Annotated in this window: 10 protein-coding genes; all 10 read left to right on the top strand. The window is 33.7% G+C overall.

Annotated elements, in window-relative coordinates; translation table 11 throughout:
• Positions 1-108: 108 nt before the first annotated feature.
• The 10 genes from HPY57_04780 to HPY57_04735 all read left to right on the top strand — a co-directional run bounded on the left by HPY57_04780 (position 109) and on the right by HPY57_04735 (position 13475).
• Complete coding sequence (locus HPY57_04780) at positions 109-603, top strand: MarR family transcriptional regulator (GenBank protein NPV11090.1); 495 nt, start codon at positions 109-111, stop codon at positions 601-603.
• Between the two features lie 48 nt (positions 604-651).
• Positions 652-1395, top strand: coding sequence for a 3-oxoacyl-[acyl-carrier-protein] reductase (gene fabG / locus HPY57_04775; GenBank protein ID NPV11089.1), 744 nt, complete (start codon positions 652-654; stop codon positions 1393-1395).
• On the top strand, positions 1395-2417 hold the full coding sequence (locus HPY57_04770) for a ketoacyl-ACP synthase III (GenBank protein NPV11088.1): 1023 nt from the start codon (positions 1395-1397) through the stop codon (positions 2415-2417). Before fabG ends, HPY57_04770 begins: the two co-directional genes overlap by 1 nt.
• A gap of 11 nt (positions 2418-2428) precedes the next feature.
• Complete coding sequence (locus tag HPY57_04765; protein NPV11087.1) at positions 2429-3898, top strand: sodium:solute symporter; 1470 nt, start codon at positions 2429-2431, stop codon at positions 3896-3898.
• Positions 3895-5421 (top strand): long-chain fatty acid--CoA ligase, encoded by a 1527-nt coding sequence (locus HPY57_04760; protein NPV11086.1) that lies wholly within the window; start codon positions 3895-3897, stop codon positions 5419-5421. The genes HPY57_04765 and HPY57_04760 overlap by 4 nt, the downstream gene beginning before the upstream one ends.
• Positions 5422-5433: 12 nt before the next feature.
• The gene (locus HPY57_04755) at positions 5434-5934 is read left to right on the top strand and encodes a hypothetical protein (protein NPV11085.1); all 501 of its coding nucleotides are present in this window, start codon (positions 5434-5436) and stop codon (positions 5932-5934) included.
• 172 nt (positions 5935-6106) lie between these two features.
• Positions 6107-7642 carry an alginate export family protein gene (locus tag HPY57_04750; GenBank protein NPV11084.1) on the top strand — a complete coding sequence of 512 codons (1536 nt, stop codon included), beginning with the start codon at positions 6107-6109 and terminating at the stop codon, positions 7640-7642.
• 9 nt (positions 7643-7651) lie between these two features.
• Positions 7652-8602, top strand: coding sequence for an alpha/beta hydrolase (locus tag HPY57_04745; protein ID NPV11083.1), 951 nt, complete (start codon positions 7652-7654; stop codon positions 8600-8602).
• A 1-nt stretch (position 8603) separates the two neighbouring features.
• Positions 8604-9446: an alpha/beta hydrolase gene (locus HPY57_04740; protein NPV11082.1), complete on the top strand. Its 843-nt coding sequence runs from the start codon at positions 8604-8606 to the stop codon at positions 9444-9446.
• Positions 9447-9893: 447 nt separating this feature from the next.
• Positions 9894-13475: a T9SS type A sorting domain-containing protein gene (locus HPY57_04735; protein NPV11081.1), complete on the top strand. Its 3582-nt coding sequence runs from the start codon at positions 9894-9896 to the stop codon at positions 13473-13475.
• Positions 13476-13590 lie beyond the last annotated feature (115 nt).

Raw genomic sequence — 13590 nt, 5'->3', positions numbered from 1 at the left:
AACTCTAAAAAAATTAATTACTTAACTGATGGCAAATTAATTGAGATTAACAACTTGAATATGAAATCAGAATTTTATAAGTTTTAACTAAATCAAACGTTTGAAAAAATGAAAACACTAAATCTTGATGAAAAAATAAAACGAGAAATAATTCAGAGTTTTGGTGAAGCTTATAAGGCTTTTGGGTTAAGTAAATTGATGGGGCACATTGTTGCATTAATGATTTTTTCCCCTCATCCTCTCTCGCTTGATGATATTTGTAAGCAACTTAAAAGAAGCAAAGGACCTGTCAGTCAAATTATTAGAAGATTAAGAGATCGAAATCTTTTGCGTAAAGTTTGGGTTCCCGGTAGCAGAAAAGATTATTATGAAGCTCATCCCGATATTTTTGAAAATGCATTTCGAAATAATTTCGAATTGATAAAGAAAAACAAAAAACTTGCCGCTGAGCTAAAAAGTAAAGCAAAGAAATCGGATCACGAAGCAATTGGTGAGATATTAAAACGACTTGATGAAATGGAAGAATTTTATACCGTGATGGTAGAAAATTATCAAGAGTTTCTGGATAAATGGAATAAAATAAAAACAAAGTATCGTGTATAATTTTTTTGGTTTGTGTTTTAAAATTTTCAAACGATTAAAAAGGAGATGATTATGAGATTAACAAATAAAGTCGTTGTTATAACTGGAGGAGCAAGGGGAATTGGTAGGGCAGCAGTCAAAAAATTTTGTGAAGAAGGCGCTAAAGTTGTCATCTGGGATTTACTTGAAAAAGAAGGTCATGAATTAGAAAATGAAATGAGAGTGCAAAATTACTCCTGTATTTTTCAAAAAGTCGATGTGACGAATTTTCAGAATGTTGAAGAAGCAACTAAAAAAGTAATTGATGAATTAAAACAGATTGATATTTTAATTAACAATGCTGGAATTACAAAAGATGCAACTCTTCTTAAGATGACAGAAGAACAATGGCAAACTGTCCTGAATGTTAACTTAACTGGAGTTTTTAATTGCACTAAAGCAATTGCACCTTTCATGGTTGAAAGAGGCAAAGGTAAAATAATCAATACATCGTCGGTTGTTGCGCTTTATGGAAATTTTGGTCAATCAAATTATGTGGCGACTAAATCGGGAATAATTGGTTTAACAAAAGTTTGGGCACGAGAATTAGGCAGAAAAGGAATCAATGTAAATGCAGTCGCACCAGGTTTTATTGAAACGGAAATGGTTCAGACGATGCCCGAGAAAGTTCTCCAAATGATGAAAGAGAAAACTCCACTTGGCAGACTCGGAAAACCGGAAGACATTGCAAATGCTTATCTGTTTCTTGCCTCTGAAGAAGCAGATTTCATTAATGGTGCAGTTTTAAGTGTTGATGGAGGAATTACAATTTGATGAGTGAGTCAAAAAAATTATTTGAAATTAAAAAACGGAATGCTGTTATTAAGGGAATTGGTTCTTACGCACCTGAGAGAATTCTAACAAATAAATTTTTTAATGATTTACTTGGTGAGGATGTTGATACCTGGCTTCAAGAAAATTTAACTATTAAAGAAAGAAGATGGTGTAATGAAAATCAATCAACTGCTGATTTATGTGTTGAAGCTGCAAAAAATGCTTTGAAAGATGCAAAGCTCTCGCCTGAACAAATTGATTTATTAATCGTTGCAACAGATACTCCAGAATATATTTCACCTTCAACAGCGTCAGTTGTGCAGTATAGACTAAATGCTGTAAATGCTGGAACTTTTGATATCAACACTGCTTGCGCTGGATTTGTTACTGCCTTAAATGTTGGAAGTAAATTCATTATTGCAGATGAGAAATATAAAAATGTTCTTGTGATTGGTGCTTATGCAATGAGTAAATATTTGGATTTGACTGATAAAAAAACGGTCACGCTTTTTGCTGATGGCGCTGGTGCTATTATACTTTCAGCTGAGGAATTCACTAATCGTGGATATCTGACAGCTGATTTAATTTCTCAAGGGCAATATCATGATTGGATGGGAATCTATGCTGGCGGAACCCATTTGCCCGTTAATGAAGAGGTTATAAGAAGAAAAGATCATCTGCTGAAATTTGTTAAAAAATTTCCAAAAGAAATTAATCCAACGACCTGGACTGAAATGATTCAGAATATTTGTTTGGAGATGGAAATTTCACCACTTGATATTGACCATTTCTTATTTACTCAAATCAACATTAATTCAATAAAAGAGACTATGGAAAATTTAAATGTACCTTTCGAAAGAGCTCACACAATAATGGATAGATTCGCTTATACTGGTTCTGCCTGTATTCCTATGGCTTTAGATGATGCTTATAAGAATGGTAAGCTTGGCAAAAATCAACTTGCTGTGTTTGTTGGTTCAGGCGGAGGGCTTGCATTTGCATCAGCATTATTCAGATTATAGTGAGGTGGAATATGAATAACGTTTATCTCTTTTCAGCTGTAATTATATATGTAGTTGGAATTATTATTCTTACTATTCTTGGTAAAAAGAAAAAACAGTCTATAGAAAGTTTTTCTATCGGCAGTAAAACCGTTAGTCCAGTAGTTGTTGGATTATCACTTGCGGTTGGAATGACAAGCGCCGCAACTTTCGTCATCAATCCAGGCTTGATTTATCTTTATGGAATATCTGGTTTTTTAGGTTATGGGATTGCAGCGCCACTCGGAATTTTTCTTGCATTGATTGTAATGTCAAAAAGTTTTTTAAGATTTGGTGAACAAACTAAAGTCCTTACTGTACCTCATTGGATAGGTGAAAGGTATCAAAACAAATTCTTTACAATTTTTTATGCTCTAATCTCATTACTACAAATCACCTTTGCAGTCTTAATTGCTGTTGGAATTACAATTGTTCTTGCTAATTCTTTTAATGCATCTTACGAGGTTGTTCTTTTGCTCGTTCTGCTTTTTTCAGTTATCTATTTATTTTTTGGCGGAGGTGTAAATGTACTTTTGTTTTCAAATGCTTTCCAATCTTTCTTTATGATTGTAACAGCAATTTTGTTTTTAATTTCGGGACCAATTTTTTTAGGTCTTAATCCTATCAAATTGTTTGGTGAGCTTGAAAAAATAAATCCCAATCTTGTAAACATTGTTAATCCTGAAAGCTTACTATTTAGAGATCTCTTTGAAGTTTTTATTGCTAATTTTCTTGTGGGAATTGCAATAATCTGTCAACCTCACATTATTTCGAAGGCACTTTACTTAAAATCGGAAAAAGATTTAAATAAATATCTTATAACAGTAATTGTAGTAGGAACTTTGTTCTTTTTCGTTTTATTCACAGGATTATATGCTCGAGTTGCACTTGGTAGTGAATTGCTAAAACCAGATCAAGCAATTTCAAAGTATATTAATTCTGTGTTCCCACCTTATCTACTTGCAATTGTAACTCTTGGAATTTTATCGGCAGGATTTTCTACCCTTGATAATATCCTTGTTGCTCTTTCATCAATTTTCTCTGTTAATATTTTAAAGGAAATTTTGGTAAAAATTAAACCAGAATTAAGTGAAGATAATCTTAAGAGTACACTGCTCATTTCATCGAAGCTTTTCTTAATTATTCTGGCTATAATTATTTATTTTCTCTCGATTGATCAGATTTATCATCCAAATTTATCGGTTGCAATTTTTGCGCAGAATGGTGTCTATGGATTATTTGTTACAACCTTCTGGCCTATTTTACTTGGATTATTTAAAACCAAAATTTCGAAGGGTTCTGTTTTTATTGCAAGTCTAATTGCTTTTTTCACGCACTTTGGCTTTTATTACCTGGAAATCACTAAATATCATAATAACCCTGGTGTAACTGCAGCATTTGCTTTAATTTTCAGTGGTGCTTTTATTTTAATATCTATCATTTTTCAGAGGGTTAAAAAATGATTCCATACGATTGGACCTCTAAATGGGCTGTTTACTATCCTGAGAAAATTGCTATTAAAGAATTTGAGACGGGTAGAACTCTGACTTATCGCCAGCTCAATAACATCGCAAATTATCTTTCGAATTATTTCTTAAATGAATTAGAATTAAAAACTGGAGATAGAATTGTAATTCTTGCTGAAAACTCACTTGAACATATTGTGCTTTTCTCTGTTGCACAGAAAACTGGATTAATCCTTGTTCCACTAAATTACAGACTTGCATCGCGTGAAATTGATTATCAATTAAATGATTCGAAACCACAACTGATTATTTATGAAGAAAAATATTTCAATAATATCTCGGGCTTAAAATCATTTCAGTTAATAAGAAACAAAATTGATTTCAATTCTTTTATTAGTCTGATTGAAAAGGAAAAAAATCACGAACATTTATTTAAATCAATTGAAAATTTTGATGAAAATCATCCTTTATTTATTCTTTATACAAGTGGAACTACTGGTGTGCCCAAAGGTGCACTTTACACGCACAAAATGCTTTTCTGGAATAGTATCAATACAGCTTTAAGATTGGACATTACTTCAAATGATAGATCAGTTAGTTGTACTCCAATGTTTCATACGGGTGGATGGAATGTAATACCAACCCCATTCTTGCACCACGGAGCTTATGTATGTTTGATGAAAAAATTTGATCCTGAAATTGTCTTGAAACTTCTTGAAGAGGAAAAAGCAACAATGTTTATGGCTGTACCTACAATGTTATCGATGATGGCTCAATCATCTTATTTCGAAAAAGTAGATTTATCTTCAGTTAAATATTTTATAATTGGCGGTGAACCAATGCCATTGCCCTTAATTGAAATCTGGCATAAGAAAGGTGTCCCAATCCGTCAGGGTTATGGTTTGACTGAAGTTGGTCCCAGTGTAACTTCACTTCATCAAGATGATGCAGTTAGAAAAATAGGTTCAATTGGAAAGATAAATTTTTATTTGAAATATAAAATTGTTGATGATAATGGAGAGGAGGTGAAACAGGGGAAAGTTGGGGAATTTATTCTTAAGGGTCCATCAGTTACCCCAGGTTATTGGAACAATCCTGAAGCAACAAAAGAAAGTTTGAAAGATGGCTGGTTTTATACTGGAGATCTTGTTCGTGAAGATGATGAAGGTTTTCTTTATGTGGTTGATAGAAAGAAAAATATGTTCATCTCGGGTGGAGAGAATGTGTATCCCGCTGAGATCGAAAAATTTTTATATACTCATCCTTTGATACAAGAAGTTGCAGTTATTGGAGTTCCAGATGAAAAATGGGGAGAAGTTGGAAAAGCTTTTATAAAATTAAAAGAAGGAGCTTCAATTAGTTCAGAAGAACTCAGAAAATATTGTGAAGGGAATCTGGCTCGTTATAAAATTCCCAAGTACTTTGAAATGATTGATGAAATTCCGAAGAGTGAAACCGGTAAAATTGATCGGAAAACTCTGCTTCAAATTCACTTAAAATCAATTAACAAACAAAAATAAACGGAGGTAGCAATGAAAAAACTACTCTATTCACTTCTTGCATTGTCGCTTCTTTTTGCCGCTTGCAAAAAAGAAGAAAGTTCGTCGGGACCCACAGCTCCAAGAGATGCAATTGTTGGAACATGGGTCTCAGAGGGCAATAATGTTGCTATTGGTTTGAGAATGACTCTTAAAACTAAAAAGATTGTTGCAACCTTTAATGAAAATAATACTTATACCGTAGTTGCAACGGATAGCAACAATGTTTCAGTTACATATACTGGAACTTATCAATCTGCTGGTGTAACTGATACTTTAATCCATCCGATAACATTAAATCAACAAAATCCTGTTGCACTTCAATCTCAAGGTATTTACCAAATTAAAGGTAATGTGATGACATATGAAGTAATCCAGGTTAATCCACCAATTCAAGGATTTACTCCACCAACGGTTCAAGAAGGATTCGGAAGTACCAAATATAATGGTGTTCCGCTTGGAGTAACCTGGGTTCAAGTTTTTGTAAAACAATAAGTGGAATTTTAAGCTCTATAAATTAGGACTTAATCTTATTTCATATGATAATGTCAGCCCAATTTGTCGAGGCTGACATTATCACTTTTAAATTAATCAGAACATTTTGGTTTTTATTCGAAACAAAAATTTTAATGTACATTCTCCTCGTAAAAAAAGGAGTGAAGTCGTTATGAAGAAAATTCTTTTCCTTTTATTTCTTTCAAATCTATTTTTATTAGCGCAAGAAGATTTTGTAGACGATACCCCAATCCGCGAATTTCAATTTATTGGTTATTCGTTTACAAGGCTGACAGCTTCAAATATTTCGCCGACCAATGATATCCTTCAAGGTCAGGTAATTGGAAGGTTATTTGGACAAAACTCAACTAATACTGTTCCTCAAACGTGCGTATATGTCGAACAACGATTTGTTCCGTTTTTTGTTTATCAGCCAAAAATTTTAGACGGATATGCAACATTTCGCTCTCTATTCAAAATTGATTATACATGGGGTGATCAAGCTTATGGAGTTGGAAATAATCGTGGAGGTGCGATTAACGCAGGGCAAATTAATTTACAAACTTTGATGGCAAATGTAGAAATTAAGCCCTCAGATGAATGGAATGTTGTTGTAGGGCTTCAGCGACTTTTTGATAATGTTCGAGATCCAAATGTAAATGCACTTCAAACTTTCCAAACAAGTTCTTATAAACTTTCCTATTGGGGAACGCAGGCAGTTGGAATTAATTCGTTCTTCAACATAAATCCAGTTACAAAAGCAAGATTTGGAATGTTTCAGTTATGGGAAAATGAAATTAGAAAAGATGATGATGTTGTTTTATGGATGTTCGATATTGAATCACGAATTAAACCTTTGCTTGAAGTTGGTGCAGATTTATGGTATGTCTACGATCGAGCAAAAAGCGCAGGTGGAATTTCAGTACTTGGTCAGGGCTTAAATTCTGCTTTAGCTGAATATAATGGAGCTTTTAGATTGAAGTTGCCAGGTGAGTCGCAAATTTATGATGCAGATATTTTTTGGCTTGGTGGTCATTTATCATACAATCGTGATTTTTTAATGGGTAGATGGTGGTATGATGCCTTTGTGATGACAAATTTCGGGAAAGTTGATTCTGTTTTTGAAAATAAATCTTATAAGGCTGCAAGTATATTCGGACTTTCTGCTAATGCGATGGTTTCTTACAAGTATGGAATGACTGCTAATGATAAGGTAAGTCTTGAAATGCTTTTCTCAACAGGTGATGCAAATAATGCTCAGGATGGAAAAATTAATTCAGTAATTACTGGAAATGTTTATGGATCTCCTGTCGGAATTTACAGTGCTCACCGAGCTTATCTTTTATTCCCAGATCCACAGGTGGTGAACAGATATTATTCTGCGGTTCACGATATTTCTAATATGGGTTTAGGTGTGACTGCATTCTTCATAAATTTCTCGAAAGACTTTATACCAAATCGCTTTAACGGGAAATTTGGTTTAGCTTCTGCAATTTCAAATGTTGCTCCTCAAGGTGGTGGAACTTTGATTGGAAATGAAATTAATCTTGAATTAAGATATAATCTCAAAGTTTATCTTTCCTGGACTTTAAGTGCAGCATATCTATTCCTTGGCGATTTCTATAATTCACCAAACACAACTTATTTCCAATCACGACCTAAAAATCCATTTGTAATTTTCACTACTTTAAATTGGTTGATGTTTTAAGGAGGTATTATGAAAAAAATGATTTTCCACTCATTGGCAATCTTGATGATTTTGATTTTTTCCGCCTGTTCATCAGGTTTTCTTTATACTAATATGCCTCCGCTTGAATTTTCTGAGATTAACTACGGCTTTGATGTAAGATATTCTCACACTTCACCCAAATTAGCTTATATTGATGAAGGCAAAGGTGAAGTTATTTTATTGGTTCATGGACTTGCAAGCAATCTGGGTTTCTGGAGATACAACATTCCAGAACTTGCTAAACATTTTAGAGTGATCGCAGTTGATCTGCCCGGTTATGGTAAATCGGATAAAGGAAATTACTCTTACAAAATGAAATTTTTCGCAAATACTTTAAAACAATTACTCGATGAACTTCAAATTGAGAAAGTAAACTTTATTGGTCATTCAATGGGTGGGCAGATTGGAATTTGGTTCTCCATTTTATATCCGGAAAGAGTTAATAAACTTGTTCTTGCTTCAACTGCTGGAATTGAAAAATTCAATCGTGGAGAAGGTGAATGGTTAAAAAGTGTAGTAACAATTCGAAGTGTAAAAAGCACAAACGAAGAAGGTGTGAGAAGAAATCTTTCCAATAATTTCTACAACTGGCGTTCGGAACTCGAATGGATGGTCGAAGAAAGAGTTAGAATGGCAAAAGCAAAAGATTTTGATTTATTCGCTCAAGCGGTTACTCGTTCCGTTGCAGGAATGATTGACGAACCAACTTATGATAAACTTGCTTTAATTAAATCTCCAACACTTATTATTTATGGCGAGAATGACGGACTTATACCTAATCCATATTTACATCCTGGTTTTCCAGCTGATGTCTTTAAGATTGGTCACCAAAAAATTCAAAATTCGATTTTGCACGAGATAAAAAAATGTGGTCATATGATAATGATGGAAAAACCAGATGAATTTAACAAAGCGGTAATTAATTTCTTAAAAAATTAAAATGAAAGAGCTTAAAGTAAAACTTCAATCGGGTATTGAAATATCATATTTTGATAAAGGAATTTCCGATAAGACAATAATCTGTATTCATGGACTTGGCAGCAATAAAAAAGCTTTTTTGAGAAATATTGATGAATTAAGTCAACACGCAAGAATAATTGCAATTGACCTGCCAAATTATGGTAATTCATCGAAAGGAGATTATCCTTCGACATTAAGATTTTTTTCTGATATAGTAATAGAATTCGTTCAGACTTTAAATTTGAATGATGTGATTTTATGCGGTCATTCAATGGGTGGTCAGATTGCAATTCTGACTGCCCTAAATTATCCTAAATTAATTGCGGCATTAATTTTAGCAGCTCCGGCAGGTTTAGAAAAATTTACATCAGATGAAATTAAAAGATTAGAAAAAATTTTTACCTTTGATTCGATAAAAAATATGAGCGATGAGCAAATTAAATTTAATGTAAAGTTGAACTTTTACAATTTCCCTCCAGAAGCAGAATTTATGATTACGGATAGAATTGAGCTCCGAAACGACCCTTCTTTTGATTTCTATTGTTTAACTGTTGAAAGAGCTTTTCAAGATATTTTAAGAAATTCTTTACCTGATTCCCTCCAATATATTAACCAACCAACTTTATTATTCTTCGGAAAACAGGACGCACTAATCCCCAATAAAGCTCTGCATCCCATATTGGTTGAGAAACTGGCAAATGAAGCATGTAATAGGCTTAAAAAATGCAAATTAGTTTTAGTTGAAAATTGTGGTCACTTCATTCAATTTGAAAAGCCAGATATATTCAACAAAGAAGTTTTAGATTTTATTAAAGTTATTTAATTGTAAGAGATTTCTTAATAAAAAATTAATATTTCCTCACATTAATAATTTGTTTCTAAAAAAAATAATCTCTATGTTCTGAATGGAACTTTATTAATAGGCATCGCTGTTAATTTTTTCGCCAAATGTATTTAATGGTTCTATAATGCATATGCGGGAAGGGAGTAGTTACTTAGTTATAAAAATTTAATTAATAACTAATTAACTTTACAAACAAAACAGAAAGGGTGATAATATGACAAAAAACAGACAACCTCGTCAACGCACGAATTCAATTGGAGATTATTTACTGCTATCAATTATTGTAATTGTCTCCATTCTATTTTTTGCTTCATCAAAAATATGGAGCTGAAAAATGAAAATATTTATTAACACCGGAGGGATAATAAGATTGGTAAACTCAAATCTACAACAAAAAGTTTTTACAAATAAATTTGTGAGGGAATTATGAAAAGATTATCTATATCTTTCGTTTTATTTTTATTCTTTGTGCTGATAATAATATTAGCCCAGGGATTATTCGCTCAGACACCAATTACACCAAACGATGGTGCAATAAATGTATCGCAGACATTGACTCAAGTATCATGGACTGATTTTGATGATGGTAATGGCAACGGTCCTTATGATGTTGAATTCGACGATGACCCACTATTTAGTAGTGTTGATGCTTCTGCATACAATACTACAGCCATTAATTTATCTCTTCCATCACTGAATTATAATAAAACTTATTATTGGAGGGTTCGAGATACTGATGTTGATGGATCTGGTGGAGATGGTTCTTGGCATACATATAGTTTTACAACCGAACTTGCAACACCTCTTCTTATTACACCAAGTAATGGATCTTCCTTTACCTATATTCCAACAGTCACTGTAACATGGTCACAAAATGATAATAAGTCAAATGTAAAATATACAATTGACTTATCTACACAAGGTGGTGTTAATTTTGATGCGAATATAATTTCAACATTTACGACGGGTATAAATCCCGGTAGTTTGTCACATAATTTTACAATTTCTTACGCTGGAACCTATTATTGGAGAGTTAAAGCAATAGTTGATGATGGTGGTGCACCAAATAATGGTGAAACAACTACCTCATCCATCTTTACCTTTACAATGACTTTACCACCTCCTACATTAACTGCTCCAGTCAATGGATTAACCGGTGTATCGGTTTTACCCACTATGTCCTGGAATACTGTTCCGGGTGCTGTTTCTTATAAATTATATGTAGATGACGCGAACAATTTTACTACACCGATTTATGAGGCAAATGAGGGAACAAATACTTCCAAAACGTTTACAGCGTTAATCCCAAATTTTCCATTAGCTAATGGAACGATGTACTGGTGGAAGGTTGCTGCCATAGATAATAATAGTAATGAATTCGCTTCTAGTACATATCATTTCACGACAGCCCCTGGATTTACAGTAAGTCAGGATTCTCCATCTAATGGTCAACAGATACAAACTACTTCTGTAATTTTACAATGGTCTTTGGGTCATTCTGCCAATGGATTAACATTTGAAATTCAATATATGGCTGCAACATCAGCACCTACTACAGAAAGTAATTGGAGTAGTGCAATTTCAACTAATGTAGTTGGAAGTGGAAACAGTTCTTATTCTACTACAATTTCTGTTGTGCTTGGTAGAACATATTACTGGAGAGTGTTAATTAAGAGAACTTCAACGGGTGAGTATGTGCACTATCCTTCACCAACGACATATAAGTATTTTGTAACTGTCGGTGGTGCAACGGTAACTCTAACTCCAAATTGGCCAAAAGATGGAGCGTATGTATATACTAATAATCCAAGATTCGATTGGATAGTAAATGGTTATACTGGTGGATTGACTTATCAAATTCGTTATAGCACATCGAATTCAACAGATGTTGATGGAATGTTAAATGGAGCGGATGCAACAAGTTATCCTACTAATCCAGCGTCATTTCCAAGTGTACAATATTTAACGCTTCCAAATACTCTGTACCCTGGGCAAACTTATTACTGGCAGGTTAGAGCATATTATTCAACTACTTCTGAATATTCAGCTTGGTCATCAGTAGAAGATTTTGTGGTATACGGTCCTGGTACATTAGAGGTACCTATACCTAATTATCCGATAGGTGGTGTATCAGTATATACAAATACTCCGAGACTCGATTGGGTGTTATCTACAAATGGTACGGGATTAAGTTACCAGGTTAGATATTCGACATCATCTTCAACTGATGGTTCTGGTATGTTAGATGGTCTAGATGCCACTAATTATCCAAGTGCGATTTCCTCTTTTCCATCGGAAAAATATTTAACACTTCCAACATTAACTCCAGGAACAACTTATTACTGGCAGGTTAGATCATATTCAGCAGTAATTGATGAATTAGTTGATGGAACCCCCGGAGATGGTGATCCACAAGCATTTTCTAACTGGTCATCGGTAGCTTCTTTTGTGACGAATGGACCTGGAACATTAGTGGTTCCAACACCTAATTGGCCAACAGGTGGAATAACTGTTTACACAACAAATCCAATTTTAACTTGGTATTTGAATCCTTATTCATCTGGATTAACTTATGAGATCGATTTTGCAACATCATTAGTTGGGTTAGATGGTAATCCAGATTACACATCATCAATTATGCAAGTTCAAATAACTGGGTTAACACCTGGTCAAACTTATTACTGGAGAGTTAGATCTGTTAATTCAGTTCCGGCAAACTCTGCTTGGTCCTCAACTGCATCATTTGTAATAGCGGGTGGAACTACAGCAACATACGCAGTTGCTAATTGGCCAATAGGTGGCGTAACAGTATATACAAATAGACCCGAATTAAGCTGGTATCTTGAAGGATATAATCTTGGTATTACTGGTTTTATTGTTAAATATAAAAAATCATCACCACCAGCCAATTGGTTAACTTATTCACCGGGAAGCAATGACGCTGATGGAGGAGTATATACTGGTTTAAGTTCTACTACATTTAGTAAACAAATTGATGTTGATTTGACCTATGGAGCAACATATTATTGGGCTGTGTATGCAGTTGGCACTACAACATTTAACCCTCTTGGTCAAGGTCACTTTACAGTCGTTGGCGGACCAAGTTCAACGACAGTGGTTAACAATTGGCCATATGATGGAATAGTTGTCAATCAAACATCAATTAGATTTAGTTGGTATATAGTTGGTTCTACACTGGGTATAGTTGATTATGAATTAGTTTATAGTCAATCAGATGTTTTTGATCCAAGTGTAACAACGACTGTTTCCAATATTACACACCAATATTATGATGTAAGTGGTTTAGAAAATGGTGCAACTTACTATTGGAGAGTAAGAGCGCGATATGCTGATAATACATATACATCATTTTCAACAGTAACTTCTTTTACAATTCAAGGGGGTTCATCGATAGTAATCGCTCAACCTGTTGTGGCAAGTCCACATAATGTACTATTGAAAATTACTTCACCAGAGTTCTCATGGTACCTACCTGTGCCAGTTTCTGTAAATGTAACTTATGATTTAGAATATGCAGATAATCCTTACTTCATAAATTCGACTAAAATTGAAAATATATCAACAAATCATATTTCTATTAGTTCGCTTGAAGCAGGTAAACAATACTTTTGGAGAGTAAGATCAAGAAACATCGATGGCTTATCATCATACTATTCAAATACTGGTAGATTCGGAATTGAATCTGCTACGGATGTTAGTAGTTCTAACCCTGATATTCCAAATAAGTATAATTTATATCAAAACTATCCAAATCCCTTTAACCCCTCTACAATGATCAAATTTGATTTACCAGAAGCTGCGACAGTTTCGTTGAAGATTTATAATATGTTAGGTCAAGAAGTTATTTCTATAATTAATAATGAGTTTTTAAAAGCTGGTAGTTATTCGAAAACTGTTAATTTGAATAATTTGCCAAGTGGTGTGTATTTCTATAAGATTGAAGCTAAGGATTTCTCGTCGGTTAAGAAGATGATTTTGATGAAATAATGATTAACAAAGAAAGTCAGCTTCATACTTTAAGTGAAGCTGACTTCTTTATAATTTGGTTTATGTTCAGTTCCGGGGTTTATTTCTATCAATTGAAAACACCGGAATATACATC

This window comes from Ignavibacteria bacterium, from assembly GCA_013177855.1.
GTDB lineage: Bacteria > Bacteroidota > Ignavibacteria > Ch128b > Ch128b > Ch128b.
Note: the sequence above shows the minus strand (reverse complement) of the source record. Positions and strands in the feature narration are given on the sequence as shown.